The organism is Mycobacterium vicinigordonae (assembly GCF_013466425.1).
GTDB lineage: Bacteria > Actinomycetota > Actinomycetes > Mycobacteriales > Mycobacteriaceae > Mycobacterium > Mycobacterium vicinigordonae.
The window spans coordinates 4,020,000-4,046,682 of record NZ_CP059165.1; the positions used below are offsets into that span (position 1 = coordinate 4,020,000).

At 63.4% G+C, this 26,683-nt stretch carries 24 protein-coding genes, 1 tRNA gene and 2 pseudogenes; 10 read left to right on the forward strand and 17 right to left on the reverse strand.

The features are described 5' to 3' along the window. The first annotated feature begins 143 nt into the window (after nt 1-143). Nucleotides 144-899, forward strand: coding sequence for a sensor domain-containing protein (locus H0P51_RS18060; protein ID WP_246398057.1), 756 nt, complete (start codon nt 144-146; stop codon nt 897-899). Between the two features lie 12 nt (nt 900-911). Here H0P51_RS18060 and H0P51_RS18065 read toward each other — a convergent pair whose 3' ends face one another. The 5 genes from H0P51_RS18065 to H0P51_RS18085 form a co-directional block, all read right to left on the reverse strand. Then, nucleotides 912-1,127: a DUF3072 domain-containing protein gene (locus tag H0P51_RS18065; protein ID WP_180914175.1), complete on the reverse strand. Its 216-nt coding sequence runs from the start codon at nt 1,125-1,127 to the stop codon at nt 912-914. A 57-nt stretch (nt 1,128-1,184) separates the two neighbouring features. Then, nucleotides 1,185-1,877 (reverse strand): GAP family protein, encoded by a 693-nt coding sequence (locus H0P51_RS18070; RefSeq protein WP_180914177.1) that lies wholly within the window; start codon nt 1,875-1,877, stop codon nt 1,185-1,187. A gap of 78 nt (nt 1,878-1,955) precedes the next feature. Further along, complete coding sequence (locus tag H0P51_RS18075) at nt 1,956-2,798, reverse strand: DMT family transporter (RefSeq protein ID WP_425489069.1); 843 nt, start codon at nt 2,796-2,798, stop codon at nt 1,956-1,958. A gap of 56 nt (nt 2,799-2,854) precedes the next feature. Beyond that, on the reverse strand, nt 2,855-3,181 hold the full coding sequence (locus tag H0P51_RS18080) for an STAS domain-containing protein (RefSeq protein ID WP_180914180.1): 327 nt from the start codon (nt 3,179-3,181) through the stop codon (nt 2,855-2,857). Further along, nucleotides 3,181-5,742: a SpoIIE family protein phosphatase gene (locus tag H0P51_RS18085; RefSeq protein WP_180914182.1), complete on the reverse strand. Its 2,562-nt coding sequence runs from the start codon at nt 5,740-5,742 to the stop codon at nt 3,181-3,183. The genes H0P51_RS18080 and H0P51_RS18085 overlap by 1 nt, the downstream gene beginning before the upstream one ends. Nucleotides 5,743-5,828: 86 nt before the next feature. Between H0P51_RS18085 and H0P51_RS29285 the strand changes: the two are divergent. Continuing rightward, a pseudogene (locus H0P51_RS29285) lies at nt 5,829-5,921 on the forward strand (LysR family transcriptional regulator); the annotation flags it as partial. Between the two features lie 134 nt (nt 5,922-6,055). Here the strand turns inward: H0P51_RS29285 and H0P51_RS18090 are convergent. The 3 genes from H0P51_RS18090 to H0P51_RS18100 form a co-directional block, all read right to left on the reverse strand. Then, nucleotides 6,056-6,886: an LLM class F420-dependent oxidoreductase gene (locus tag H0P51_RS18090; RefSeq protein ID WP_180914183.1), complete on the reverse strand. Its 831-nt coding sequence runs from the start codon at nt 6,884-6,886 to the stop codon at nt 6,056-6,058. 112 nt (nt 6,887-6,998) lie between these two features. Continuing rightward, the gene (locus H0P51_RS18095) at nt 6,999-7,874 is read right to left on the reverse strand and encodes a TPM domain-containing protein (RefSeq protein WP_180914185.1); all 876 of its coding nucleotides are present in this window, start codon (nt 7,872-7,874) and stop codon (nt 6,999-7,001) included. A 9-nt stretch (nt 7,875-7,883) separates the two neighbouring features. Then, complete coding sequence (locus H0P51_RS18100; protein WP_180914187.1) at nt 7,884-8,606, reverse strand: NUDIX hydrolase; 723 nt, start codon at nt 8,604-8,606, stop codon at nt 7,884-7,886. Between the two features lie 87 nt (nt 8,607-8,693). Here H0P51_RS18100 and H0P51_RS18105 point away from each other — a divergent pair, with 87 nt between their 5' ends. After that, nucleotides 8,694-9,182, forward strand: a complete 489-nt coding sequence (locus H0P51_RS18105; protein ID WP_180914189.1) for a glutathione peroxidase — start codon at nt 8,694-8,696, stop codon at nt 9,180-9,182. A gap of 69 nt (nt 9,183-9,251) precedes the next feature. Here the strand turns inward: H0P51_RS18105 and H0P51_RS18110 are convergent, their stop codons facing one another. Further along, nucleotides 9,252-9,788, reverse strand: coding sequence for an MTB12 family secreted protein (locus H0P51_RS18110; RefSeq protein ID WP_180914191.1), 537 nt, complete (start codon nt 9,786-9,788; stop codon nt 9,252-9,254). Between the two features lie 1,299 nt (nt 9,789-11,087). Between H0P51_RS18110 and H0P51_RS18115 the strand changes: the two genes are divergently transcribed. Both H0P51_RS18115 and H0P51_RS18120 read left to right on the forward strand, forming a co-directional pair. After that, nucleotides 11,088-12,395 carry an IS256 family transposase gene (locus H0P51_RS18115; protein ID WP_180919062.1) on the forward strand — a complete coding sequence of 436 codons (1,308 nt, stop codon included), beginning with the start codon at nt 11,088-11,090 and terminating at the stop codon, nt 12,393-12,395. Between the two features lie 64 nt (nt 12,396-12,459). Beyond that, nucleotides 12,460-13,245 (forward strand): alpha/beta hydrolase, encoded by a 786-nt coding sequence (locus H0P51_RS18120; protein WP_180914193.1) that lies wholly within the window; start codon nt 12,460-12,462, stop codon nt 13,243-13,245. A gap of 778 nt (nt 13,246-14,023) precedes the next feature. Here the strand turns inward: H0P51_RS18120 and H0P51_RS18125 are convergent. Together H0P51_RS18125 and H0P51_RS18130 are read right to left on the reverse strand one after the other, a co-directional pair. Next, nucleotides 14,024-15,352 (reverse strand): FAD-dependent oxidoreductase, encoded by a 1,329-nt coding sequence (locus H0P51_RS18125; RefSeq protein WP_180914194.1) that lies wholly within the window; start codon nt 15,350-15,352, stop codon nt 14,024-14,026. Between the two features lie 616 nt (nt 15,353-15,968). After that, the gene (locus H0P51_RS18130) at nt 15,969-16,211 is read right to left on the reverse strand and encodes a ribbon-helix-helix protein, CopG family (protein ID WP_180914196.1); all 243 of its coding nucleotides are present in this window, start codon (nt 16,209-16,211) and stop codon (nt 15,969-15,971) included. A 276-nt stretch (nt 16,212-16,487) separates the two neighbouring features. Here H0P51_RS18130 and H0P51_RS28615 point away from each other — a divergent pair. Continuing rightward, nucleotides 16,488-16,691: pseudogene (locus H0P51_RS28615) on the forward strand (site-specific integrase); the annotation flags it as partial. A 43-nt stretch (nt 16,692-16,734) separates the two neighbouring features. On the opposite strand, the gene H0P51_RS18140 reads toward H0P51_RS28615, so the two are convergent. After that, a tRNA-Ile gene (locus H0P51_RS18140) sits at nt 16,735-16,808 on the reverse strand. Between the two features lie 422 nt (nt 16,809-17,230). Here H0P51_RS18140 and H0P51_RS18145 point away from each other — a divergent pair. Continuing rightward, a complete protein-coding gene (locus tag H0P51_RS18145) occupies nt 17,231-18,523 on the forward strand; it encodes a fatty acid desaturase family protein (protein ID WP_180914197.1) in 1,293 nt (430 codons plus the stop codon). Here the strand turns inward: H0P51_RS18145 and H0P51_RS18150 are convergent. The 5 genes from H0P51_RS18150 to H0P51_RS18170 are packed head-to-tail and all read right to left on the reverse strand — an operon-like array spanning nt 18,466 to nt 23,568. Next, complete coding sequence (locus H0P51_RS18150; protein WP_246398059.1) at nt 18,466-18,972, reverse strand: nitroreductase family deazaflavin-dependent oxidoreductase; 507 nt, start codon at nt 18,970-18,972, stop codon at nt 18,466-18,468. The genes H0P51_RS18145 and H0P51_RS18150 overlap by 58 nt on opposite strands. 37 nt (nt 18,973-19,009) lie before the next feature. Further along, on the reverse strand, nt 19,010-19,783 hold the full coding sequence (locus H0P51_RS18155) for an Rv1352/Rv1906c domain-containing protein (protein ID WP_180914199.1): 774 nt from the start codon (nt 19,781-19,783) through the stop codon (nt 19,010-19,012). A gap of 11 nt (nt 19,784-19,794) precedes the next feature. Further along, nucleotides 19,795-20,640, reverse strand: a complete 846-nt coding sequence (locus H0P51_RS18160; RefSeq protein WP_180914200.1) for a carboxymuconolactone decarboxylase family protein — start codon at nt 20,638-20,640, stop codon at nt 19,795-19,797. Nucleotides 20,641-20,680: 40 nt separating this feature from the next. Then, nucleotides 20,681-22,054 (reverse strand): TldD/PmbA family protein, encoded by a 1,374-nt coding sequence (locus H0P51_RS18165; protein WP_180914202.1) that lies wholly within the window; start codon nt 22,052-22,054, stop codon nt 20,681-20,683. Then, nucleotides 22,051-23,568: a TldD/PmbA family protein gene (locus H0P51_RS18170; RefSeq protein WP_180914204.1), complete on the reverse strand. Its 1,518-nt coding sequence runs from the start codon at nt 23,566-23,568 to the stop codon at nt 22,051-22,053. Before H0P51_RS18170 ends, H0P51_RS18165 begins: the two co-directional genes overlap by 4 nt. A 33-nt stretch (nt 23,569-23,601) precedes the next feature. On the opposite strand from H0P51_RS18170, the gene H0P51_RS18175 reads away from it, so the two are divergent. Genes H0P51_RS18175 through H0P51_RS18185 form a run of 3 tightly spaced genes read left to right on the forward strand, consistent with a single transcriptional unit; the run spans nt 23,602 to nt 26,610 of the window. Continuing rightward, nucleotides 23,602-24,474: a carbohydrate ABC transporter permease gene (locus H0P51_RS18175; RefSeq protein WP_180914206.1), complete on the forward strand. Its 873-nt coding sequence runs from the start codon at nt 23,602-23,604 to the stop codon at nt 24,472-24,474. After that, a complete protein-coding gene (locus H0P51_RS18180) occupies nt 24,461-25,297 on the forward strand; it encodes a carbohydrate ABC transporter permease (protein WP_180914207.1) in 837 nt (278 codons plus the stop codon). The genes H0P51_RS18175 and H0P51_RS18180 overlap by 14 nt, the downstream gene beginning before the upstream one ends. After that, nucleotides 25,294-26,610 (forward strand): ABC transporter substrate-binding protein, encoded by a 1,317-nt coding sequence (locus H0P51_RS18185; RefSeq protein ID WP_180914208.1) that lies wholly within the window; start codon nt 25,294-25,296, stop codon nt 26,608-26,610. The genes H0P51_RS18180 and H0P51_RS18185 overlap by 4 nt, the downstream gene beginning before the upstream one ends. Nucleotides 26,611-26,683 lie beyond the last annotated feature (73 nt).

A 26,683-nucleotide genomic window follows, 5' to 3' on the forward strand; every position in this document is an offset into this window, starting at 1 on the left:
GTTCTGGAATCCCGGGTTCTATCGGTGGCTCCTCGGGGCTGGATTTCGCCCGCGGCAGCAAAGCGCGAGTCGGTGAGCGCGCCGCGACGTTCTCATGGATGCTGAGGGGAGCAAGACATCGGCTCCGACGAAGGAGAATCATCGTGCCGCTCGCCGGCGGCGAGGAGCGTCGTACCTCACCTGGCGGCCGTCCGCCGAGATCCGGACAGTCGATGCCGCGCGCATTCTGCGGACTCGCCATAGTGCTCTGCTCCGCACTAGCCGGCTGCAGCCACGTTGTCGCTGGTATCCCCACCACCGCGGCGCACGGCGCAGCCTCCCCCGGTCCGATCCAACCGTCGCAACTTGAGGATCTGCTGACAGCTTCCGGGGCCCTGTCGGTGGTGAATAACAGGCCGCTGACCGAAGACGACATGCAGTCCGCGCTCTTCGTCGGAGCCGACCCTTCGCAATGCCACGGCGCGGTGGCGTTCGGTCGCTATCCCTTGTTCCCCTCGAAGTACACCGGCCGCGAAGCACGCACGCAGCAGGACCACCAAACGGATCAGCACCAGCTCTTGGAGGCCTCGGCCACCTATCCGGCCAACTTCGACGCCGCGGCCTTCCTGAACTCGGTGCGCAAGACCGTCTCCGACTGCCAGCGTCCCGTCGCTGCCTGGGGCGACGACGGTCGCCGGATGACGGTCAATCCGGGCCCCTTAGTCGCAAGCACGCCCGAGGTTGCGCAGTGGACCACCAATCTTGCCGGGCAGCGGTGGGTCTGCGAGTTCGCGGTAATCGCGAAGGCCAACGTGATCTCGGAAATCGTCGGCTGCTCGCCCGACCGTACCGTCGATGTCGCGGCACTAGTCGTCAAGCGGCTCAAGAAAATTGACGAGCTACTCAAGTCGACCTCTTGACGTCCGCCTCCGTCAGCGAGCACCGCGTCCCGTCTGCTGCTGCAACTCGTCGATGAGGTCCGACGCCTTCGCCTTTGTCAGATCGTCGGGAACGTCGCATCCAGCCTCCTGCGCCAACGTCTCCAGATAGCTGCGCTGCGGGCCGGTCATCGGCTCGTCACCGGTGACCCACTCGGATGTGTCCTTTTCGGCGTTCTCGAGCGGCGCCTGCCGTCGGTCATCATTCACGTCATCCACCTCCACCACGAGTAGATAACCATCGCACATCCGTTCGAAACATCGGTTTCAAAGTCCGGCGAAGCCAACCGCAAGCAAAACACAACCCACCGCGGTGAGCAGCGCAGCAACTTCGATCCGGCGGCGGGAGCCCACCCAGCTGTTCAGCGCAGTCATAACCCGGCGGGTGGCGTCCGGCGCCAGCAGACACGCCACAAAGGAAATCTCGACCATCGCGAAGGCCGTGACGTTGAACAGCAAAAGCGCCGCGACCTGGGTGATGACAGCAGCGCCGGAGGTCAAGATGACCGCCAGTGCCGCCAGGTAGTCCACCGACGGCAAAGCAATACCGAGACCCGCTACCGCCGCCACCCACAGCGACGGTCCGGTCAGCAATTGCCGGAACCGCACCGGCAACCTCTGCACAGCGGTCGCCCGTTCGATGCCGGCGGATCTCGCACCTGCCCCACCACGAATTCGGTCCACCACGACAGTGATCGCCAGTACTGCGGCGACAAACAGGGCAAGTCCACCGATTAGGACCTGGACTCGCGGGCCGGTCAGCTGACCGGAAGCAACCAGACGTCGTCGCAGTATGAAAATCACCGACAGGCCCACCGTCACCCCCATCGCGAAACCACCACTGAGGAACGCGAGCAATTGCAGCACCGGCCGGGGCCTGTTGAGCATGAGTACCGTCATGGCGATCCGGAACGGTTCGAGGCTCACCGCGACAGCCATCACCAGAATAGGAACCCACATCGCAGCCTCGACACTAGGCGACCGCCCCGGATGTCGACTCGGTGCCCTCCCGAGCCAGCAGTCAGCTCGTCTGGACGATCAGCTTTTCGTTGCAGGACTTAGCTTCTGATCGCCGCCCGGAAAGACGGCTTGGCTACGCGCCAGAGCCGCTGCCGCCGCCACCATCGCCAGCACCGAAATCCCCAGAGCGACCAGACCAACGTGGGAGGTCTGCAGCGTCTCACCCAGCACAGCGATACCGAGAACCGATCCGACGACGGGCTCGGCGATGGTGACCGCCGGCAGGGACGCAGTCAGCGGGCCAGCCCGAAAGGCCGACTGCTCCCACGCCGTCGCGGCGATTGCCAGCACCACCCACGCGTACAGCTCCGGCATGCGCAGCAACGCCGGGATTCCGCGGCCCAGTTCATCGACGACCCCTTTGGTCAATACGGTGAACAAACCCCACAGCGCACCCGACACCAGCCCGAGGAGCAGTGCACCGACCGCCCCGGAGAACATCCGGGCTCCGATGAGGCACAGCGCCAACGCCACACCCATGATCACCGCGACCAGGGCCCAGGATTGCGGTGACCCTCGAGAGCTACCGGACTGGGGATTGCCCACTGTCACCACCACAGCCACCGCCGCAGCTAGCAGCACCGCCCAAATCCCTTGCCCAACAGTGATCCTGCGATGGTTGGCCTTGGCACTGACGAGCAGGGCGACCAATAGCGACGTCACCAGCAGCGCCTGCACCAGCACCACCGACCCTATGGCGAGGGCCGCAGCCTGGAGCCCGAACCCGGCGCCGGCCACCAGGCTGCCGGCCCACCAGCGGCGATCACGCAGAAGTCGGCTGAACAGGGCTGCTGTGCCAACCGGTTCGTCGGTGACCTGTTGGGCCGACCGCTGCTGCAGGACGTCACCGGCACCGACCATCAGGGCCGACCCCAGTGCGAGTCCCGCCGCGACCCCTGTGTTGCCCACTCGTGGGGTTATAATTCCGTTGCCGCAGAAGCGGTTTCGATGTTGACCAGCTCTGCCAGACCACTGATGGTGAACGCGGACATCAACAGCGGATGCGCGACGATTCGAATGTGGTCGGCGTGAGCGAACAAGGCGTTGATAGCGGCACTGTCCAGGTATTCCACCGCGGTGAGGTCGACGGTGAGCAGACCACCCGTGTTCGCAGCCTCAGCGGTAGCCGTACCGAGGGTGTTCTTGAACGCGCCGATATTGCTCAGGTCGATTTCCCCAGCCGCGATCAGAACGTGTTTGCCGTCGTCGGAATGCGTCGTGTCAAGGGTGAGCAACGTGGGCATCAAATGATCCTCGCCGATAGATGAACTGTGGTGCCGTCGGTTTCCGTATTGATAGTGACATCGTGCATGAGACGGCGCATGAGGGAGATCCCCCGGCCACGCTCCGTGGACGGCTGGGGCGGCTTCCACGAGCCGGTGTCGGTGATGGTCAATTGCACCTCGTCAACCAGTGCCACCGCACCCAGACTGATCGTGCCGTCAGGCCTGTCGCGGTGGCCGTGCTCGATCGCGTTGGATACCGCTTCGCCCGCGGCGATCAACATGTTCGTCGTCTGCTCCGGACATACGTGGACCTGGGTCAGCCAGTGGCGCAACGCCGTTCTGGTGGAGGCGAGATGGCTGGCATCGGGCGGGAAAGTCAACTCCAGTGGGGCTGGGTGGCGGTGCAGCAGCAGAACGACGTCATCCTGGTAGCCTCCATACGGCGCGACTTGGGCCATGATCTCGTCGGCAAGACCGTCCAATGAGCCGGGCTCGGCTCCCTGTACAATCGCCGCGACCCGAGAGATGCCGTCCTCCAAGGGAATACGACGACGCTCGACCAGACCATCGGTGTACAGGATCAGCGTGGATCGTGCCGGCAGGGCCACACGAGCTTCGGGACGCACCCAGTCCCGCCGCACCCCCAGCGCGATGGTGTGGCCATCGTCGAGTATCTGAACCGTACCGTCGGCCAGGACCAGGATGGGCGGTGGGTGTCCGGCGCTGGAGTAGACCAGTTCGCCGGTGGCGGGGTTGAGCACAGCGCAGACGGCGGTGGTGCACTCCGCGCCGGAGAGCCGCGCTGCGAAACGGTCCATCCCCGACAGAGCCGCAGCGGGACTGTGGTTTTCGAACAGCAGCGCCCGGCAGGCGCTACGCACCTGCCCCATCACGGTGGCAGCGGCGAGGTCGTGTCCGACGCAGTCGCCGACCACCATCGCGATGCGTCCGTCCTCCAGGTCTACGACGTCGTACCAGTCACCGCCGACCTGCAGCGGGCGACTTGCCGCCTGATAGCGGACCGCGAACCCGCCGGGAAGCTGAGCGGGACCGAGGATCGAATGTTGAAGGGCCAGTGCGGTTTCGCGCTGTTGGTCGACCTGGTACACCCGCTGCAAGCCCTGCCCGAGGCGGCCCGCCAGCACCGTCAGCAGCGTTTGATCCTCCAGGCTGAACGGTCGCTTCTCGGGCAGATCGATCCAGACGACCACCACACCCTCGGGATGCTGCAGCGCGATCCCCGCTGTCCCGGGCTCTGTTGCGCAAGGCGTGAGCAGGTCTCCGTCGCGCAGTGTGGCGAGCGTTTGCCGGGTGTCAGAGGACAGATCGTTCCACTGCGTCGACTCGCCCACCGCCACCAGCTGTGGTGTGTTACCGGATTCTGTTGCGTAGCTGCCCTTTCGGAAGGTCACAGCCAGTACGCGGCGTGCTCGCCATTGCCGCCGCAACTCTTCGGCGGCGCCCTGCAGCGCCTCGTCCACGGTATCGGCCGAAGCGAGTTCCTGGTTGAGCGCATGTTCGCGGCCAGCCGCCAGCGCCAAGGCAATGGCCGCGTGCCGGGCGAAGTCGCTGACCAACTCGAGATAGTCGGCGCCGAACGCGGGCTGCTGAGGGTGCCGTGCGACGGCAATCACACCGAGCACCGCATCGTGGGCGACGAGCGGCATCACAATTGCCGGGCGTGAACCGACATCGGTGAATCCCTCGATCGGGTATTCGAAGGAATCGGTGATCAGGGGCAGGCCGCGGCGCGCAACACCACCTGTGGTGGAACCGTCCATAGGCACCTGACGGCCGATGACCTCCGAGGCATAACGACCTGCCGTTGCCGCGACGACCAGGGTATCCACCTCGTTAACGGGCAGATCCGGTTCGCGCGGAACCAGCAGGATGGCCTGCTCGGCGTCAGCCAGCTCCAGCGCCCGATTCACGATGAGTTGCAGCGGCCCCGTCTGCGGGTCGCCGGACAGCAGCGCAGTAGTGATCTCGCGGCTGGCTTTCGTCCACTTCGCGTTCTCCCGCTCGCGCTCGAACAGCCGCGCATTGTCGATGGCGGCCGCCGCGGCCGTCGCGAGTGCCCGGACAGCAACTTCATGAGTGTCGGAGAACGCTTGGCCCGGTCGATCGTCGGCAAGGTAAAGGCTGCCGAAATCGGCTCCCCGCACCGTGATTGGAATGCCGAGAATCGCCCGGAATGGGAGATCGTGCGGCTGCGATCCCATTGCCCCGGGTTGGGCGCTCAGGTCGTCGATGCGCAGTCCTTCTCCTACCGGCAGGTCGCTAAAGCGCCGGGCCAACTCGTCGTCGATCCCGGTGTGCACGAAGGAGACCAGGCTGCCGTCGGCCGCGCGGATACCAAGCGCGCCGTAGCGGGCACCGGTCAGTTCAGTCGCCGCCGTGACGATCCGGTCTAGCGTCACGCCCAGGTCGAGATCCGAGCCGATCTCGACGATGACCCGCACCAATTTCTCCATCAGGTCGCGGGCCGCGACCAGCTCGTCAAGCTGTTCATGCGCCCGACTCACTGGCTCTTGCGGGCCCAGTCGGTTGAACGCGGACTCGCCGCGATCATTGCTCATAAAAACAACCTAACCTGTCGGATACGAAGTTCGGGGAATTTCTAGATCCCGGCATGTGACGGCAGCAAGTATCCGCTATCGAAGTCGGCCTCGACGCGGTGTTCGGTCCTGGGCCGCCGCAGGATTCGACGCTGATCGCTCGAAAGCTATTCGGCCTCAACCTGTTTCTATGCGTCAGTCGACTTCGCGCGAACACGCAGCACATCCTGCACCGAAGAACTGCCGCGGACGTCATCGCGTCGGCCCTGCCCGACAGGTCCGTCGAACCGGTGTCGGTGCGACCGGCTCCCTCAATGCGCCGAATTGGCTGCCGTCAGTCGCGATATTGCGCTATCAGGTCCGCGTATTCGTCGAGCCGTCGCAGCGAGTCGTCCCGCGGTTTCGTGGGGAGCAGCAACCCGAGTTGCTCGAACCCCAGATCTTCGGCGGCTCGCCAATAGTCGAGGTCTTTGGGCGTGCCGAACATCGCCATCGGCACGTCGTGCCCGGCGGCGTCGCGCAACTGAGCCACGCGCCGGGTGATGTGCTCGATTGAGAACGGGTTGGAGATCCACCCGGCCTGGTGGCGGACCACTCGCTTCACCGTGGCCTCGGAGTCACCGCCGATGAAGATCGGCGGATGCGGTTTGCGCACTGGCTTCGGCCGGCTGAACGACGGTGGAAAGTCCACGTATTTGCCGTGGTACTCGGCGGGTTCGTCGGTCCAGAGGGCCTTGATTGCCTCGATTCGTTCGTCCAGCAACGCCCCGCGCGTTTTCGGGTCGGTGCCGTGATCGCGCATTTCCTCGATGTTCCAGCCGGCGCCCACGCCGAATACGAACCGGCCACCCGAAATCAGGTCTAAACTCGCCGCTTCCTTGGCGGTGATGATCGGGTCACGCTGAATGAGCAGCGCGATTCCGGTGAACAACTCGATCTTGGACGTCACTGCGGCGGCCGCGGCGAGCGTCACGAAAGGGTCCAGGGTGCGGTAGTAGATCTTCGGCAACTCACCGCCGAGCGGATAGGGCGATTCCCGGCTGGCCGGGATGTGGGTGTGCTCGGCGACCACCAGCGAATCGAATCCGCGCTCCTCGATGGCGCGCGCCAGGGTCACCGCATCGATGCTGTCGTCGTTGACGAACGTGGAAATACCGAAATTCATCCCGCTACCCCTGCCTGTAGGTGTCGCATCGTCAGACGTCACTGACGTTCGAGATATTCCGCCCGACTGAAATCTGTTGCTATGCAGTGTTTTTCATTCCGGCGGAGAGCGCCTATCGTCGTGGCGCGCGATGTGTTGCCAGCACGTCGGCGTTGGCCAGTGTTTGCGCCTGAGCGGCCAGCACGGATGCCCTGTTGGCATAGGCAATGGCTTCGGGTTCATCCTTCTTGCCGTGCGCTGCGGCCAGATATTGCTTGGCGTCGTCGAGTCGGGCCTTGGCGTCGTCGCCGACCGCCTTGCGGTGCCTGGCGACGTAATCGGAGATTTGGCGCAACCTGGCGTCCGCGATGCTCAGCGCCTGCGCCAACGACTCGACCCGCCCGCCGGGATTGACCCCTGCCACATCCGAGGATCCCCGCGTCGCGGCGCGCCGTCGCCGGCGTCGCCGAATTAGCAGTACCAGCACTACGAGGACAACCACCGCGACGACGACACCGATCGCGATCGGCAGCCAGTTCCGCGCCGGCGAACTCGCCGTGTTGTTCAACCCGTCGGCGGCCGCGACTGCAGCACCACCCCAGTCTTTGGCGTTGACCTCAGGATCGATTTTCGTGCTCCGCAGATTGCCTACCGCGCTCGCCGACATGGCCGGGACCGAGAACGCATACAACTTGGTGTTGATGGCCACCGCCAGGAGCGCATCTTGGGCGCCCATCTTGCTGGCGGCGCGAGTCTGATCAGCCCAGTTCTCCGGCTTGAACCGAGAGAAGTTGTCGACGTAGACCACCCACAACTGCAGGTGCCGATCGCGGTAGAGCCGGTCGATCGCCGAGCTGACCGCCGCCCGGTCCGAACTTGTCAACACTCCGGTGGTGTCGGTGATGTGATCGGTGAGCTTAGATGGCGGTTGCGCGCTGGCGGGGGTTGCCAGCAGAAATCCGGCGGTAAGGAGCGTCAGGATTGCGGCGAGCAGGCGAGCGATACGCATGCGGGTAATCTAGCTCGCTGTAGCGCTGTCGCTGTGGGGCGCGACCCACTGGACGTCTTGGCTTCGTTCGTAGGTCCACGGCCCGCGTCGCATCGTCAGGCGGTGCCGTGGACCAGGCAAGTCGGCGTCGCGGGTGTGGTAACCGGCGTCGCCGTGCCAGAGGATGACCATGCCCGTCGGGGCGGTAACGAGGTGACTTTCGAAGTGCTCGAATGGCATTGCCTCGACTCCCGCCGCGGCTGCGGCGCTGTCGCGGTAGTGCGACAGCTGATACAGCGTGACCCAGGTCGGGGGCAGCAAGGCCATCCGCCCCTGCCCGTGCGCCTCAAGCGCATCGAGCGGCGTAACCCATTGGTGCTCGACGATCTCGCTGCCGTCGACCACCACGTCACCGCGAGTGACGGCGGCGCTGAACAACATCCAGGTGCGAAAGCGCTTGGGGGCCTCAGGACCAGGACTCCATTGCGATATCACCGACAGTGTTTCGACATCGAGGCGAATTCCCGCCTCCTCCATGGTTTCTCGCACTGCCGCGCGGCGGGCCGACGCGACGCTGTCCAGCGGATCGGCGCCGGCATCGGCCGGGTCCACCCGACCGCCCGGGAACACCCACGCTCCCCCGGCGAAGGACGTCGTCGTGGCGCGCTTGAGCATCAGCACCTCGAGACCGTCGGCGCCGTCGCGACCCAACACGACGGTGGCCGCAGCGACCTCTGGAGTTTGGGCGGTCATCGCGGCAGCTCCTTGCTTCGGGTACCCGTCACGTTGCCTTGCCGAGGCCAGCGCGTCAACGGCACCGGCGGTGTTAGCGTCGTCGTTGTGACTCTCAAAGACATCGCGCTGACCACCCTCGACGGAAACCCGACCACGCTGGCCGAATTATCTGCCGGCGCAACGCTGGTGGTGAACGTGGCGTCAAAATGCGGGCTCACCCCGCAGTACACCGCATTGGAAAAGCTGGCAAAGGACTACGGCGGTCGGGGACTGACAGTCGTCGGCGTGCCCTGCAATCAGTTCATGGGTCAGGAACCGGGCACGGCCGAGGAGATCCAATCGTTCTGCTCGACGACCTACGGCGTGACGTTCCCGTTGCTGGCCAAGACCGATGTCAACGGCGACGACCGCCACCCGCTGTATGCCGAGCTGACCAAAGCCGCCGACGCCGACGGCAAAGCGGGCGACATTCAGTGGAACTTCGAGAAGTTCCTCGTCGCGTCAGATGGTGGCGTGGTCAATCGGTTTAGGCCGCGGACCGAACCGGACGCGCCGGAGGTCATCAGCGCCATCGAGGCAGTGCTGTCCCGGTAGGCCCGTCTTGAGCGGTGTCTCGTCGCTTCTCGTCGTACCTCGGGGTGGATGGTCAATAGCTCGCGGGCGTCAGAGCCCGGAGACCGCCTGCACCAGCTCGGTGGCGGAGGGGCTGGATAGCACCCAGGTGCCGTTTTGGTTGACGAACATGAGGTTCTTGGTGACCGGTGCCGGAAGCTTGGGACCCGAGACGGCCACGTCAGCGGTCGCCGTCGTGGGACCGTTCGACTGAATATTCGACACGACGAAGGACAAGGGCAGCTCCCCGTTGCGGTACGCCTTTCTCAGCTCGTGATCCATCACATGGCCCTCACCCGACCCAATGCCGCCTTCGACCAGGCTGTCCTTGGTGTGGTACGACACGCCAGGATCGGACAAATTGGTCAGGATCGACGTCAGCTGGTCCGCGGTCGGCACATTCGGCGCCGGAGCGGGCGCCGGTGACGGCGCTGGGTCCAGCGGCAGCGGCGCACCAACGGAAGCCAGCTGAACCTGAACAGTGGCGGCAAGCGGGACGCCGGTTGCGCCGGAGCCAAGTCCCGCGGCCGCGCCCCCGACGGCGGCCAGCGCGGCGACACTCACGGCGATGGATTTCCTGGATTTCACGATTCCCCCTGTGCTGGGCATGGACGTGCGGACTGTCTCCACTTGACGCCGACACCGTATCCGCGCCGCAGCTGGTTTCTATGCATTGCGCCTGTGTCTGCGCGTCGGCTCAAGCTACGCCACATGTTGCGGCATTACCCTGCGGGAAAGCTGTGGAGTGGCTCGGAGTTGGCCATCACACCGGGTACAGACTTCTTTGGCTGCGTCCGCGGGCATGGAGGAGTTAGCAGAGCTTGTGGATGGACGTGCCCGGTGATAGGGGATTCAGGCGGCCATCTGCCAAGTCTCGCTACGCGCGACGGGCCCGTGCGTTAGATCATCCATAACGCCCTTGCCGTTTCAGCTGTGCCGCGCATCAGACTGGTGCCGCTGTTCGGAGTGGTTCGGCGGAGCTGCTGAGACGTTACTCGTAACAACCCTGGCCTAACGTCGGTGCGGCTCGCTACATTCAGCTCATGAATATTGGACAGCGCAAGCCTCGGGACTCGGTGGAGACACCGCAGCCCCTGTCCGTCCTCATCCGGGGGTAGCGGGCAGGGGCGTTAAGTCCCCTGGAGGCCCTGCCTTGTCCCGCACCGATGCCCATGCTCCGTTCTGGGTTCAACTCGCACGCGGCGATATCGCCGCCGAAGCGCACCACGCATCCGATCACCCAGTCTGTGATCTTCCCGACCGGCACGCCGTCAAGCGGGAATGCTGGTTACCAGCCACCAGGTGCCAATGGGTGTTTCATTACGCCGGAACCAATGTCTGTTCCTGTTGGATGTGTCACGCAGGACCCCAGCATCGTCAAGAGAACCGAGATCAACGACGGCGTGATCGCCTAGCTCTACGTACTGCGCTCGGCCACTGGCGTCGTGGCGATCGGTCCGCGTTCGATGATGTCGCCCCACCGCAACGCACCTACTATTGGTAGGCGGCAGCACACCGGCAGGCACTGCACGCAGCTGCCCCGACCCTAGGCGGCGCCTCGACAGTCGTCGTAAGGGTCGAACTGTGGGAGATCAAACGGATTCTGCAGTCTACGAATGTGCAACGACTCAGCGTCGAACCATCGCTGTGGGGGTTGTCCTGATCTTGAGTTCGGCCATTGCGTAACCGATATACCGTCGGCAATCACTGACATTACGGCCTGATACCGCTGCTCAGCCACGGAGCAATGATCAGAACTTGTGGATGAGCCTCTGCAAGGAGGCGTGAAAGTGGGCGCACCTTCCCGAGGATGATCTGAAGTCCAGTAGCTCTGATCAAGACCGGCGTTCGCGCGCTGGTTGGGAAGGTACGCCCACGCTCACCGTAATTCACGATGCCGATGACGCCAATGATAACGCCGGGGGAGGCGGCCGGTCGTTGTTGGATGAGATCGTGCGCGACGGCGCGCGGCAGATGCTGGCCGCCGCGTTGCAGGCCGAGATCGCCGCATATGTCGAGCAGTTCTGTGATCATCTCGACGAGGATGGTCGGCGTCTGGTGGTGCGCAATGGGTATCACCAACCGCGGGAGGTGCTGACTGCCGCGGGAGCGGTGAGGGTGCGGGCGCCGAGGGTTAACGACAAGCGTGTCGACGCTGATTCCGGTGAGCGTCAGCGGTTTTCTTCGGCGATCCTGCCGTCCTGGTCGCGCAAGTCGCCGCAGATCAGCGAGGTGCTGCCGTTGTTGTATCTGCATGGCCTCTCCAGTGGGGATTTCGGGCCGGCGCTGGAGCAGTTCCTGGGATCGGGGGCTGGGCTATCGGCGACGACAATCACCCGGCTGACCAGCCAGTGGCAAGACGAAGCCGCCGCGTTCGGTCGTCGTGATCTGTCCGGCATCGACTACGTCTACCTGTGGGTCGACGGCATCCACCTCAAGGTCCGCCTCGAGCAGACCAAGCTGTGCCTATTGGTGATGATCGGCGTGCGTGCCGATGGCCGCAAGGAGCTTGTCGCGCTCACCGACGGCTATCGGGAGTCGACGGAGTCCTGGGCTGATCTGCTGCGTGACTGCAAACGCCGCGGGATGACCGCACCGGTGCTGGCCGTCGGCGATGGCGCCCTGGGGTTCTGGAAAGCGGTCCGCGAGGTGTTCCCGGCCACCCGCGAACAGCGCTGCTGGTTTCACAAGCAGGCCAATGTTCTTGCTGCACTGCCGAAGTCGGCGCACCCGTCGGCGTTGGCGGCGCTCAAGGACATCTACAACGCCGAGGATATCGACAAGGCCCAGGTCGCGATCAAGGACTTCGAGGTCGACTACGGCGCGAAGTACCCCAAGGCGGTCGCCAAGATCGTCGACGATCTGGACACCCTGCTGGAGTTCTACAAGTACCCCGCAGAGCATTGGATCCATTTGCGCACGACGAATCCGATCGAAAGCACTTTTGCCACGGTGCGACTTCGGACGAAGGTCACCAAGGGGCCGGGATCCCGCGCGGCCGGGATTGCCATGGCCTACAAGCTCATCGACGCTGCACAGACCCGCTGGCGGGCCGTCAACGCCCCCCACCTCGTCGCCCTCGTCCGCGCCGGTGCGGTCTTCCACAAGGGCAAGCTACTCGAACGGCCCATTAACATCACCCCGCCCGAACCAACCGACGACACGGCCACCTCGATCCGAACGGAAGTCGCCTAAGACCCCGATTCACCGGTATTGAAAGATAGTCGCCATCATGGCGGGCAGCTAGGAGGGATGATTCATGCTTGAGGTCATCGATAAGGGCTCGTCTAGCGAATCCCATCCAGCGCCGCTGCTGTTTGTCCACGGCTCCTGGCATGCGGCTTGGTGTTGGGACGAAAATTTCTTGGATTACTTCGCCGACAAGGGATATCGAGCGGTGGCGCTAAGTCTTCGCAATCATGGCAACAGCTACAAAAAGAATCCCCGGACCTGTTCAGTCGCCGACTGGGTGAGCGATGTCGCTGCAGTCGCCGAGACCCTTCCCGACCGGCCAGTGCTCGTTGGTCACTCCATGGGCGGCTTGGTGGTTCAAAAATATCTCGAAAGCCACGCTGCCCCCGCAGGAGTGCTCCTTGCGTCGATGCCGGTGAGTGGGGCTACCCGTGCCCTTTTCCGGATAATGGGTCACCATCCAATCCGTTCCGCAGCAGCCACACTCACAGGCAAGTCTCGACGCGCTCTCAGTACACCAAAGGCCGCGCGCCAAAGTTTCTACTCTGCGCGGACTCCGGAGGAAGATATTGTGCGCTACGCCGCGTTGCTCGATGAGGAGTACTTCGGAAGGCAGACGATCGATTTGACTATTCTCAGCCTCCCGAGGCCATCGCGGGTGACCTCGCCGCTGCTCGTCTTGGGAGCCGAATGTGACGGCTCCTTCAGCCCAGACGAAATACGCAAAACGGCACGCGCATACGGCACAAAGGCAGAATTCTTCCCAGACATGGGCCACAACATGATGCTTGAGCCTGGCTGGCAGACAGTTGCCCAACGCATCGACGGCTGGCTCACCGAACGGGGACTGTGATACCACGTGACGCGGGTCAACAACTGGAAGTTCTTGACTCCCGCGCCCAAATTTGCCAGCCTGCACGTGCCTCGGACAACACCTCCTGGTCAAAGCGCCCGCAGCGACACCGTCCAGATCCGCTAAGAGGTGACCCGAACTGCCCCGCCGCCTGAGTCGCGGCCGTTACTGCCTTCGATTGGCAATCGCATTAAGGCCCAATCCACAAGTATTGACAATTGCTCTCAGCCACGCTCAACTGCTTCATGCTAAGGAGTGTCAAGCATCAGCCGAGGTCATACAGACACACAGCGGGGTGGGTGGGGCTCGAACCCACGACCAACGGAGTGGGGCTGGCCTCCTACGGGGTTCGGCGCCCGACGAAGAAAGATGACGAAATGTGTCGAGACATAGCCACATAATTTCGTTTCGCACGAAACTTGACGTGGCTGAGGCCAACCTTCGCAAGACTCCCTTCACGCGTCCGCACTTTCCATACAGCGTTCGAGCGCTAGTTGTAACTCCGCCCCGCGCGCATTTCCAAGTTCGGACACGCACTGGCCGGGAGGCGCTGCGCGAATGGTGCCTGCGCCGAGGCGGCACACCGGCAAGGCTGATGAATATCGCGTCTCGCACACGTCGGGCGAAGGCCGCAGTCGTGCAAGTATCGGAGGTGCTGAGTGCACGTCGGTGATGTGGTGCACCGCCGGATTCAGTCCCTGACCCGGTCTACAACTGCGAAACCCCGGGACCTGTGCGCGGTCGTAAGAAATTGCTCTAATCCGGCCAACCGGGTAGGTCAGCCGTTGAAGTAGACTGATGTTACCCGCGACCGAATTTTCGCTGGGACGTTCATATCGTTATTTTCCATGACTTCTCGCACTAACTGATCAAATACGGCCGTGAGGATATCTCCTGGAACAGATAGGTAGTAGTGCTTTATACCGCGAGAAATCCAAGCGATGGTGTCAGCGAGGACGCCTTCATTGTACTTTCGTAATGCTTGCGAGCGGTTGGCCGTAGTCTTGAGCAATTCGGTGGCCAGATCATCCAATCGTTTCGGATGACAGACACCGGCCACATGCATTCCGCCGCCGACGCTCCAGTGGCCAACCCCAACAGCATCACCAGCGAGGACGAGGTTGTCACCTGCGACGGCAGTGCTTGAGACCTTCGCTTGGAGGGTAAACAGTTCGACCTCTCGCACCGCACCTTGATATCCGGCTTCCGCAATATTTTGCTCTGCGCTGAGCATAGTGCGGGCGGCAATCTTTCGAAATTCCGATTTAATCACCTCTCTTTTCTCGGCGTTTCGCCGGCCCAGCTTGGCAATTTTCTCCAAGCATTCAGAGGAAACGTCGCCGACGACCCAGCAGTTCGTATGCCTGTCCGTGGATATTAGCAAAGATAGAAGCAATTCTTCACGAAGCTTGTTTTCGTGGCGAATGGCATGCAGGCATTCGATTATCATGCCGTGGCGCTTCAGATAAACCTCTCCGGAAACCTGCGTCACCTTACGGCTAAGGTCCATGGACTTGATGCCAACTGCCTGTCGTGTCGGACTGGAAGCCCCCTCGCATACCACTATCAAGTCATAGATGCTTTCTGGGCCGTCCTGTAACAGATTGAACATGTTGGCGTCGTCAAGAAAAACATCTGGCGACTTCTCATCAATTATGATTACGTTACATGCTGCGACTTTCTCCCGCAGAAACTTTTCAAGCTCTTGGGCCCGAACTAAGCATACTATTTGTTCGGCAAGTGATTTTTCGCCACTCAAATCCCTTTCAGTCCACTTGCCTTGGCTAGGATCGGGCCGATGCGTATGAATATACGACCCGTGTTCGTAGATTGAACTCCTGTCGGCCAAGAATCTGTACCCGTTGGTTATTGCTGAGGCCAATCTATCTACGAAGTCTTGCGCTATCTCAGCATCGATCGATGACAGATAGTCAATGAAAGTTTGCCTGCACCCCCACTGGATGTTCCGCGTGTAATGTTGCCGAGGCTCATACAAACGGACCGTGAAACCCCTTTTTGCGAGCACTAGGCTCGCCATTAGGCCCGCGATAGAGCCACCAAGTACTGCAGCCTTCAAGGCTGGGCCGGCGACGGACGGTGTAGTCATAGCCAATTCCTCGTCGACATGGAGGCAGTTCGAAAAGCCTCGTGACGTCGAAGCTTACGCTTAAACACACTCGTATCGCGGTTCTATTCGCAAACTTCTGCGTTGTGGCAGCCCACGCTAACATCACCTAATGAGGTTCAGATTTAATCCACCCTAGATTCGGGCGCGTCACCTAGATCCCACAGCGACGGGCCGAAATTCGCACCGCCGATGAACTTCTACTCGGCGCCCATCCAGTCGTCATAAGTAGGGAAAGGCTGTGCCCAATCCTTCAAGACTGCAGCGATGTCTTGGACGCCGATCTGACCTTCCGCAGCATCCGTGGTAAGACCAATTACGTCGCTAGCATCCACTGGCAGGTTGTAGGCGTTGACCATGTACAACGTCGCCCTCGCTGTCCACGCGGTGCGTTTGTTGGCAGCGACGAACGGGTGTTTCGAGCCAGCCCGTGCAGCAGGGCAGCAGCCTTCTCGTGAATCGTCGGGAATGCGTCCTCGCCGAATGCGCTCTGCTGGGGACGCACTACCGCGCCGTCCACTAAGCCGAAATCACGGAGCTGGTCAGGGATCGCTCGTTGATACTCAGGAAGTCGTCGGCCGTGAGATACGTGATCACTTCACATTCCTGCCAGTTTGTCCAACGCCACCCTGTGCTGCTCTACAACACGTTCGAAGGCTGAGCGCATCACTTCCTCCCGGCCATGGACCTTGAGGTACTCGATCAGCGCACGCTTGATCACTTCATTACCCGAGGATTCGGTAACGAAGGCGTAGTTCTTCAGCGCGTCTGCCAGCTCCACGGGCAAACGCACTGTTACGCCGACCGTCTTCTGGGTCGCGTCCTGGTCTGTCACACCCATGACACCATGATGTCATGGTGCGTGACCTGAGTACACAGTGCAGCGTTGTGAAGTTTCTAAACCGTTCACCGCTGAGGATGCCGCCTAACTGGCATCCTGGAACAAGGCTGGCGATCCAGAGCGCCAAGGGCTGCGGCCGTTTCTCGACCACAACGAAGAACTGCTTGCCGCCTCTCGCGTCGATGGCCCGTGGTCGCTCCGACTCGATGTCGGCCGTCGAACCGACCGCCCACTGCTCAACGGCGCCGATCTCGACAACTATGCGAAGCCACCCACGGAGCGCCTGGACGAACCACCCACAGCTTCCGCAAGACCGTTGCGACCTTCATCGACGACGAAGGGCTGTCGGCCCGCATCGGCGCCGACCATCTCGGGCACAGCCACGTCATCATGACCCAAGACCGCTACATGACCCGTGGCCGCATCCACGCGTTGGTGGCTGACATGCTCGACCGCACCGTCCGCATAAACGATGAATAAACGATGACTCGGACGCGGCTAAGCACATAAATGGCCATTAAAGTGGGGCGGGTGGGGCTCGAACCCACGACCAACGGATTATGAGTCCGCGGCTCTAACCGACTGAGCTACCGCCCCGGCTGCTGCGGCATGGCCCAGCACGACCATGACTTTAGCGCTCGCGCCAGCCACCCCAGGCGCCCGGGACACGCCAGCCACCCTGTTCTGCAGAACTGACTAGCCCGTGCGCGTGTCGCCCCCGAGTCCCCCACGGCAAGCCCGTAACCTGCTGCTGGGACCCTGAACGCGCACATTAGGTAGGTTAGTGGTCGCTGAAGATACAAAGCCGCCGCTTATCTGGCGTCAAGGCGCACCTCATCAGGCGGTGTTGTTCTGGATGCGTCAGCAGGCATTGTTGACGCAGACCAAAAGCAGCGGACCGGTAGGCAGGTCCGCGACGGGTGGGGAATTGCAAGCGTTCGACGATCGAGCACTGCCGCTCGGCCGCCGTACGGGCTCGCCCATCGGGACCGAACGGCAGAGACTAACGGGGAGAAAATATGGCGATCACCGACGTTTCGGCCTTCGCCCATCTGACCGAAGCCGATATCGAAAATCTGGGCTTCGAGCTGGATGCGATCCGACGAGACATCGAGGACTCTCTCGGCGAACGCGATGCCCGCTATATCCGCCGCACCATCGGCGCGCAACGTGGCCTCGAGCTTGCGGGCCGGGTGATGCTGGCTGCCAGCTCGAAGCGGTCGGCGTGGTGGGCGGGAACACTGACGCTGGCTGTGGCCAAGATCGTCGAGAACATGGAGATCGGCCACAACGTCATGCACGGGCAGTGGAACTGGATGAACGACCCGGAGATCCATTCCACGACCTGGGAATGGGACATGAACGCGGTGTCCAAGCACTGGGTTTCGGCCCACAACGTCCAGCATCACAAGTACACCAACATCCTCGACATGGACGACGACGTCGGCTACTTCATCCTGCGCGTCACCCGTGACCAGCCCTGGAAGCCCTACAACCTGGGCAACGTGCTATTCAATACGCTCCTCGCGCTTGGGTTCGAGTGGGGAATCGGTTTGCAGACAATCGATCTCGAGAAACTGCTCAAGGCCGGCCCGGAGCGCGACACCACCTGGCAACAAACCCGCGAGTTCACCACGAAGATCGGTCGTCAACTCGCCAAGGACTACGTCGCGTTTCCCGCGCTCACCGCGCTGTCGCCGGCGGCCACCTTCAAGTCGACCCTGAAGGCCAACGCGGTGGCCAACATCCTTCGCAACATCTGGGCCAACGCGGTGATCTTCTGCGGCCATTTCCCCGATGGTGCAGAGAAATTCACCCAAACCGACATGGACGGCGAATCCAAGGGCGAATGGTATCTGCGACAGATGCTGGGAAGCGCCAACTTCGATGCCGGGCCCGCGCTGCGATTCATGAGCGGTAATCTGTGCCATCAGATCGAACACCACTTGTTCCCCGATCTGCCCAGCAACCGACTGCACCAGGTTTCGCTGCGGGTGCGCGAGTTATGCGACAAGTACGACTTGCCTTACACCACAGGCCCTTTCCTGATGCAGTACGGCAAGACATGGCGCACCATCGCCAAACTGTCGCTACCAAACAAGTATCTGCGTGACACCGCCGACAACGCCCCGGAAACCCGCAGCGAGCGGATGTTCGCCGAACTGGAACCGGGCTTGGGCGACCTCACCCACGCCGGTCGCCACCGCGGACTCAAGACGGCGCTGGCGTCGGTCCGTTCCTGGCGGCAAAAGTCTCAGACCGGCCGTAGCCGGAAGACCCGGATCTCGCGCGGCGCGCACCTAGCCCGGTAGTTGTCGTATCCGGGGTAGTAGTCCACGGCCGCCGCCCATGCCTTGGCGCGCTCGTCTCCGGTGAGCAGCTCGGCGCGATACTGCCGGGGCTGGCCTTTGAACTGCACCGTGCACTCAGGATGCTTAAGTAGATTGGCGCTCCACCCCGGGTGCTCTGATCGCCCGTAATTCGACCCGATCGCCAGCAGGCCGTCCGCAACTTGGATCAGGACCAGCGGATGCACGCGCGGCTGGCCGGACTTGGCGCCGGTCGTCTTGAGCAGACCGGTCAGGTCCATCCCTCCGGCGCTCAGCCGGCCGTTGGTCCGTGGGAGCAGAAACTTGTCGACGCTGGGAACCACGTGGACGGCGAGTTGATAGCCCAACCAGCTCATCGCGATCCGCTCGCCCACCGCCTCGGAGAACCGCAACTGTCGTCCACACGCTGCGCTGTACCGTCGAAATGCCACGGACAGAAGGTACCCGACCGGAGCCGCGGTACACCGCTTAGTACACGTAGACGATCGCGCCGGTGCCGCCGTTGCACACCACCAGCGACCCGTTAGCCGCGCACGTCATCGTGTAGTGCTGGCCGGTCACCGGGCTCACCGCGTCGACCTGGCGCGGCGTAACACTCGCCGGGCCACCGGCTCCGTACGCCAGCCGCACCTGTTCGGCGAACGGGCAGGTCGTGTCCGACGAGCCGACCGCCGAGGACGCGAACCCGCCCGCCGGACCGGAGGTGGCTGGGCACGCTTGCGCGCCCGGCGGCAGCGTCACAGGCGCTCTAGAAGTCGTGGTCGTCGTCGAAGGAGTCGTCGTCGCCGATTGCGGTGACCAGGTCGGGCAGCCTTGCGTCTTGAACGCCAGATCCGTTGGCGCGATCTGCACCACTTGCGGCCAATCGCCGGCCCCGTTGGCGATGATGTCCGCGAAGTTCCCCGACAGGCCGCGCAGCCGCTCCCAGTAGCAGGAATGCCCGCCCAGCGACCGATACGTGCCGGGCTGGATCTCGCTTCCTACCTTGAAGGTGCCGTCACCGGGAAAGGTATGCGGTGTGGCGGTGGACGACGTGCTCGACGACGGACTGGACGGCGTGGTGATGCCCGATCCGGGCGGCGGAATCGACACCGTCGTCCCCGGGTAGATGGGCGCCAGGCGGGAGGTAGCGGTGTCGTGTGGGGTCACCGTCGGCCGCGCGGACTTAGCGCCGCCGCCCAAACAGCCACTCACCACGCCTGCCAGCGCCACAACCGCGACCGCGCTCCCCGCGAATCTCATGGCGGGCGCCGTCAGCTGAAGACCGTCTGGCCGTCGACGTCGATCAGGTATCGCTCGGTCCCCGAGTCGACCCGCGGGGCATCGGCACCCAACGACACCGCGATCTTGTTGCTGGCGTTGCGCATTATGTCAAGCGTCAGTTCAACGGCCTCCTCCGGCGAAAACCGGGAGCGCACCTCGACGGCATCGTCGACGGCGAGGTGCGCAGGCGTCCAAATTAACGCATCCGCATACCGCAGCGCTGCCTTTGCGCGCTCATCTAGCAAGATTGACGTCTCAAAGTGCGAAATCTCGTCATACAGCGACTCGGAACCTCCGGCGTCGAGCGCATGCCCTTCGCGCAGCGACTTGCACAGCCGACAGTTGTGGGCCGTCGCGCCGCGCAGGCGCACCAGCTCCGAGGTCACGGCGTCCACGGCGCGCATCCGGGCGACGCCGGGCAGGAAACGGTTGAACAACTCACCAGCGGGATTGGTGTCGCGAACCCACCCGATCGGCGCGTCTACCCAGCCCAGATATTCCGATCCAATGCCCAACGACTCCAAGCCCGCGCGCACCCGCGGCACGAAGTCGGCGATGAAGATCGCTACGACGACAGGAAAAGCGTTGTCCCCCAGATGCTCGATCAAGCGCGACCGTTGATCGGCAGTAACCATCGAGACGTCGGCACTGAACTGCTCGGCGAACTCGGCGACCGCCACCTCGGCTTCGGACTCCGGCTCACCGACCGCCTCCTCGACGGGCAGCGGCGCCAGCGACACCGTCTGCGCGCAGACACGGCGCACCAATCCGGTGAGCCGCCCGTCGGAGAAAGCAACCAACCGCGCCAGGGCATCGCTGAGAACCGGAGTCGACATCCGTAACACGTTAGGGCTGTCCCGAAAAACCGGCAATCAGCTACTGCGCCTGACTCACCGAGGACATATGAAAATCAGGGATCCGCAGCGACGGCATCGCCGCCCGGGTGGCCCAGTCGCCCCACTCCCGGGGGAGCGTCTTCTCGCTGACGCCGGCCTCGGTGGCGCGCCGCAGCAGGTCCAGCGGGCTCTCGTTGAACCGGTAGTTGTTGACCGCCCCGGTCACCTCGCCGTTTTCGATCAGGTACACCCCGTCGCGCGTCAGCCCCGTCAACAGCAATGTCGTCGGGTCGACCTCCCGGATGTACCACAACGTAGTCAGCAGCAGGCCCCGCTCAGTGGCCGCAATCATGTCGGCCAGATCTGCCGACCCGCCGGTCATGACGAGGTTGTCGCAGGCGACCGCGACCGGGGTGTCAAACCGGGCGGCGCTGGCGCGCGGATAGGCCAGCTGGTTTATTACGCCCTCGCGGATCCAGTCGACGTGACCGATCTCCATCCCATTGTCGAAAACCGACGTGGTCTCGCTGGAACTACTCACAGCGACGAAGGGCGTGCACGCCAGCCCCGGCGCCATCGGATCGGAGAACAGGGTCAGCGGCAGATCGGTGAGCCGCTCCCCCACCCGGGTCCCGCCACCGGGTGCCGAGAGCGCCGTGCGCCCCTCTTGAGCGCCTCGCCCGCCCATCGTCCAGGCCAGGTAGATCATCATGTCGGCCACGGTCGAGGGCGGCATGATCGTCTCGTAACGCCCTGCGGGCAGTTCGACGGAACGTGCTGCCCAACCAAGCCGCGTCGACAAGTCCGAGAGCAGCGAATCAATTGGTACGTCAACGAAATCCGCTGTCCCAATGCCGGCCCAGGCGCTGGCGTCACCACGTTTGGCGTTGACCTCGATCGCCCCGGTGGGTTGAGTGTAGCGGCGCCGCAAACCCGTCGACGACGCCAACAAGGTGGTTGAAACACTATGGTGCGCATAGCCGTACAACCTGTCCGCGGCCCGAAATTCCTTGCTCAACGGTCCGGCGATACCGCTGAACACTCGCACACCCGTCCCGGGCACCGGAGCCTCCCAGTCGGCGGGCTCTCCGGTGTCGGAGAGCAGCGGTGCGGCATCACCGGCCTCCGGCGCGGACCGGGCCGCATCCTGCGACGAGACCACCAGCCCGGGCAGCACCAGCGGGTCCACCTCGCCGGAGACCACCGAGCCCACCTGGACGCTGTCACCTTGTCGCACAACCGAAATCACCGTCACCGTGCGAGTGTGCGTGACACCGTTGGTGGTCATCGAATTGTTCGCCCAGCGCAGGGTGGCCTCAACCTTGTCGGTCACCAGAACCATGGTTTCGTCGGCGCGGCCGTTCTTGGCCGCCTCGTCCAGGACGATGTTGACGACGTGCTGAGGTGTGATCATCGGCCGCCCTCGGTTCGGGTATTGAGCACGTTGATTTTCCGGAACAGCGCCGACGGGCAGCCATGGCTGACCGCGGCAATCTGGCCGGGCTGAGCTTTACCGCAGTTGAGCGCCCCGCCGAGTCGCCACGTCGACCGGCCGCCCACCGCTTCCATCGCATTCCAGAAATCAGTGGTGGTCGCCTGATAGGCGACATCGCGCAGCTGGCCATATATCCGGCCGTCCCGGATCCGGTAGAACCGCTGTCCGGTGAACTGGAAGTTGTACCGCTGCATGTCGATTGACCAGGACTTGTCGCCGACGATATAGATACCGTCGTCGACCCGCTCGATCAGATCGGTGGTGCTGCGCTCCTCGGGCGCGGGTTGCAGGGACACGTTGGCCATCCGCTGGATCGGGACATGATGCGCCGAGTCGGCGTACGAGCAGCCGTTGGATCGCGATTCACCCAAGCGCGGGGCGAACACCCGGTCCAGTTGGTAGCCGACGAAGACCCCGCCGCGCACCAGATCCCAACTTTGGGCGGCCACTCCTTCGTCATCGTAACCGATTGTCGCCAAGCCGTATTGCACGGTTCGGTCGGCGGTCACATTCATCACTGGCGAGCCGTATCGCATAGACCCGAGCTTGTCGGGGGTAGCGAAAGACGTGCCGGCGTAGGCGGCCTCGTACCCGATAGCCCGGTCGTACTCGGTTGCATGCCCGATAGATTCGTGGATGGTCAGCCACAGGTTCGACGGGTCGATCACCAGATCGGTAGGCCCAGGCACCACCGACGGGGCCCGCACCTTCTCGTACAGCAGATCTGGCAGCTCGGCCAGCTCCGAGGACCAATCCCACACCTCGTCGCCAGCCACGGCTTCCCACCCTCGCGCCGTCGGCGGCGCCAAGGTGCGCATCGAATCGAAGCTGCCCGCCTTGGCGTCGATGCTCACCGCTTCCAGCGACGGCTGCAGCCGCACTCGCTGCTGGGTGATCGACGACCCGAACGTATCGGCGTAGAAGGTCTGCTCTTTAACCGCTGTCAGACTGGCCGACACGTGGTCGATCCCGTCGGCGTCCAGCAGGCGCCCGGAGTAGTCCTGCAACACCGCAATTTTCTCCGACGCGGGAACCCCGAACGGGTCGATGCGGTAGTCCGAGACCCATGAGACGTCGGGATAGACCGGCTCGGGCGCCAGGCGAACCTGCTCGGTGTTCAACGCTGCCAGCAGCGTCGCCACCTGCACGGCGTGCCGGGCAGTGCGAGCTGCCACGTCCGGCGCCAGCTCTGAATGGGACGCGAACCCCCAGGTTCCCGCCACGATCACCCGCACCGCCAAGCCGACCTCGCGGCTAACCACAGCCGTCTCCAGCTCGCCGTCGCGCAACTGGATGTTCTCGGTACTGAGGCGATGAATCCGCAGGTCTGCATAACTGGCCCCGGCCGCTCTGGCCGCCGACAACGCGGCGTCCGCCAACTGGTGGCGCGGCAGGTCCAGGAAGTCCGCGTCGATCTCCCGGTTCGCTGTCACGGCTCCACCGTAACGACCGGCTTTAATACATTCATGTCCGACGCGCCACGCCGCTCCACCGCGCTGGCGTATGCGCTGCTGGCGCCCAGCCTGTTCGGCGTGACCGCGTTCCTGTTGCTGCCGATCCTGGTGGTGGTGTGGCTGAGTCTGTACCGGTGGGACCTGCTGGGGCCGCTGCACTACGTTGGGCTGGCAAACTGGAGTTCGGTCCTGCACGACGGCGATTTCGGCGACTCGCTGGTGGTGACTGCCGTCTTCGTGGCGATCGTCGTTCCGGCGCAGACGGTGCTGGGTCTGCTGGCCGCGACGATGTTGGCCCGCCGGATGCCGGGAACCGGGCTGTTCCGCACCCTCTACGTGCTGCCGTGGGTTTGCGCCCCGCTGGCGATCGCGGTGCTGTGGCGTTGGATCTTGGCACCCACCAACGGGGCGATCAGCACCCTGCTGGGCCACCGCATCGAATGGCTGACCGAGCCCGATTTGGCGCTGCCCGTCGTGTCGTCGGTCGTCATCTGGACCAACGTCGGCTACGTCTCGTTGTCGTTCTTGGCAGGGCTGTTGGCCATCCCCGAAGACGTCCACAACGCCGCCCGCACCGACGGCGCCAACGCCTGGCAGCGGTTCTGGCGGATTACCCTGCCGATGCTGAGGCCCACCACCTTCTTCGTCATGGTCACCGGAATCGTCAGCACGGCACAAGTTTTCGACACCGTCTACGCGCTAACCGGCGGCGGTCCGGCGGGCAGCACGGATCTGGTTGCGCACCGCATCTACGCCGAGGCGTTCGGCGCCGCGGCGATCGGGCGGGCCGCGGTGATGGCAGTGATGCTGTTCGTCATCCTGGTCGGCGTCACTTTCGTTCAGCATCTGTACTTCCGGCGGCGGATCACCTATGACTTGGTCTAGTCACAGATCCAGCCGGGTGAGCAACGCGGTTATCTACACCGGATTGGTGCTCGGGGCGCTGATCACCTTGGCGCCGTTCACTCTTGGACTGCTGACGTCCTTCACCTCCGCGCACCAGTTCGAGACCGGCTCGCCGTTGCAGTGGCCGAACCCGCCCACCCTAGCCAACTACACCGACCTGGCCAGCGCCGGGTTCGGCCGGGCGGCAGCCGTGACCGCGTTGACGACGGCAGTGATCCTGCTGGGCCAGTTGACCTTTTCGATCCTGGCCAGCTACGCGTTCGCGCGGCTGCAGTTTCCCGGGCGCGATGCGCTGTTCTGGGTCTACGTCGCGACGTTGATGGTGCCCGGCACGGTGACGGTGGTACCGATGTATCTGATGATGGCCCAGGTAGGACTACGTAACACGTTCTGGGCATTGGTGATTCCGTTCATGTTTGGCTCGCCGTATGCGATTTTCCTGCTACGCGAGCACTTTCGACTCGTTCCCGACGACCTGATCAACGCCGCCCGCCTGGACGGCGCCAATACCTTGGACGTTCTGGTGCACGTGATCCTGCCGTCCAGCAAGCCGGTGCTGGCCGCGTTGACGATGATCACCGTGGTCTCGCAGTGGAACAGCTTCATGTGGCCGTTGGTGATCACCAGCGGTCGCAAGTGGCGGGTGCTGACCGTTGCCACCGCCGACCTGCAGTCCCGGTTCAATTCGCAGTGGACGCTGGTGATGGCCGCTACGACGGTAGCGATCGTCCCGTTGATCGCGTTGTTCGTGATTTTCCAGCGACACATCGTCTCCTCGATCCTGGTCTCGGGACTGAAATGAACCGGCTCCGCTTCTCGACGCTGTTTGCCTCGGCACTCGTGTTGATCTCCGCACTACTGTTGACGACGGCTGTCCTGATGGGCCGGTCCAGCGACAACGGCAAGATCGTGGTGACGGTGCGACTGTGGGCCGAGCCCATTGCGTTGGCGTACAAGCAATCGTTCGAGGCGTTCACCCGCGCACACCCCGGCATCGAGGTGCGCACCAACATGGTGGCGTTCTCGAACTATTTCAACACCCTGCGCACCGACGTGGCAGGCGGCAGCGCCGACGACATCTTCTGGCTGTCCAATGCCTACCTGGACGCCTACGCCGACAGCGGCCGACTGTTGAAGATTGAAAAGGTCGCTGCGGACTGGGAACCCGCGGTGGTCGACCAGTTCACCCGCAACGGATCGCTGTGGGCAGTACCGCAGCTGACCGATGCGGGGATCGCGCTCTTCTACAACGCCGACCTGCTGGCCGACGCCGGCGTCGATCCCGCCGAGTTGGACCACGTGCGCTGGAGTCCAGACAAGGACGACACCCTGCGTCCCCTACTGGCCCGCCTCACCGTCGACGCGGACGGACATCGCGCCGACACAGCGGACTTCAACTTCGAGCGGGTCCGTCAGTGGGGGTACAACGCCGCCAACGACCCGCAGGGCATCTACCTCAACTACATCGGATCGGCCGGCGGGGTGTTCCAGCGGGGCGACGCCTTCGCCTTCGACAATCCCGAGGCGGTGCAAGCCTTTCGCTACCTGGTCGGTCTGATCAATCACGACCACGTCGCGCCGCCGGCATCCGACACCAACGACAACGGCGACTTCTCGCGCAACCAGTTCCTGGCTGGCAAGATGGCACTCTTCCAGTCCGGGACCTACAGCCTGGCCGCGATCACTCGTGATGCGAGTTTCCGCTGGGGTGTCGCGATGATGCCGGCTGGCCCGAAAGGCCGCATCAGTGTCACAAACGGCATTGCCGCAGCTGGCAATTCAGCTACCAAGCACCCCGAAGCAGTGCGTCAGGTGCTGGCCTGGATGGGCAGCGGCCAGGGTAACGCCTATCTTGGCCATGACGGCGTGGCGATTCCAGCTGTGCTCTCGGCGCAACCGGGATACTTCGCTTATTGGAAAGCTAGAGGCGTCGACGTTACACCCTTTTTCTCGGTGCTGGATGGCCCTCGCATACCGGCGCCCGGTGGTGCCGGATTCGCCGCCGGCAACGAGGCGCTGCAATCCTATTTCGATGAAATGTTCCTGGGCCGAGGCGATATCGCGTCGACGCTGCAGCAGGCGCAGCGAGCGGCCAACTCCGCTGCCGGACACTGAACGCCGAAGTTGGCGAATGGCCCCCATTTAAGGCCACCTCGTCGCTGCAGGGTGGCCAGCATGCGCGCCAGCA

Coding starts and splice junctions, on each gene's coding strand:
- H0P51_RS18070 (WP_180914177.1), bottom strand. CDS start 1,877: ATGTGGGTTCCTATTCTGGTGATGGCTGTCGCGGTGAGCCTCGAACCG.
- H0P51_RS18075 (WP_425489069.1), bottom strand. CDS start 2,798: ATGGTCGGTGCCGGTGACGTCCTGCAGCAGCGGTCGGCCCAACAGGTC.
- H0P51_RS18080 (WP_180914180.1), bottom strand. CDS start 3,181: ATGCCCACGTTGCTCACCCTTGACACGACGCATTCCGACGACGGCAAA.
- H0P51_RS18085 (WP_180914182.1), bottom strand. CDS start 5,742: ATGAGCAATGATCGCGGCGAGTCCGCGTTCAACCGACTGGGCCCGCAA.
- H0P51_RS18090 (WP_180914183.1), bottom strand. CDS start 6,886: ATGAATTTCGGTATTTCCACGTTCGTCAACGACGACAGCATCGATGCG.
- H0P51_RS18095 (WP_180914185.1), bottom strand. CDS start 7,874: ATGCGTATCGCTCGCCTGCTCGCCGCAATCCTGACGCTCCTTACCGCC.
- H0P51_RS18100 (WP_180914187.1), bottom strand. CDS start 8,606: ATGACCGCCCAAACTCCAGAGGTCGCTGCGGCCACCGTCGTGTTGGGT.
- H0P51_RS18120 (WP_180914193.1), top strand. CDS start 12,460: ATGCTTGAGGTCATCGATAAGGGCTCGTCTAGCGAATCCCATCCAGCG.
- H0P51_RS18125 (WP_180914194.1), bottom strand. CDS start 15,352: ATGACTACACCGTCCGTCGCCGGCCCAGCCTTGAAGGCTGCAGTACTT.
- H0P51_RS18130 (WP_180914196.1), bottom strand. CDS start 16,211: ATGGGTGTGACAGACCAGGACGCGACCCAGAAGACGGTCGGCGTAACA.
- H0P51_RS18145 (WP_180914197.1), top strand. CDS start 17,231: ATGGCGATCACCGACGTTTCGGCCTTCGCCCATCTGACCGAAGCCGAT.
- H0P51_RS18155 (WP_180914199.1), bottom strand. CDS start 19,783: ATGAGATTCGCGGGGAGCGCGGTCGCGGTTGTGGCGCTGGCAGGCGTG.
- H0P51_RS18160 (WP_180914200.1), bottom strand. CDS start 20,640: ATGTCGACTCCGGTTCTCAGCGATGCCCTGGCGCGGTTGGTTGCTTTC.
- H0P51_RS18165 (WP_180914202.1), bottom strand. CDS start 22,054: ATGATCACACCTCAGCACGTCGTCAACATCGTCCTGGACGAGGCGGCC.
- H0P51_RS18175 (WP_180914206.1), top strand. CDS start 23,602: ATGTCCGACGCGCCACGCCGCTCCACCGCGCTGGCGTATGCGCTGCTG.
- H0P51_RS18180 (WP_180914207.1), top strand. CDS start 24,461: ATGACTTGGTCTAGTCACAGATCCAGCCGGGTGAGCAACGCGGTTATC.
- H0P51_RS18185 (WP_180914208.1), top strand. CDS start 25,294: ATGAACCGGCTCCGCTTCTCGACGCTGTTTGCCTCGGCACTCGTGTTG.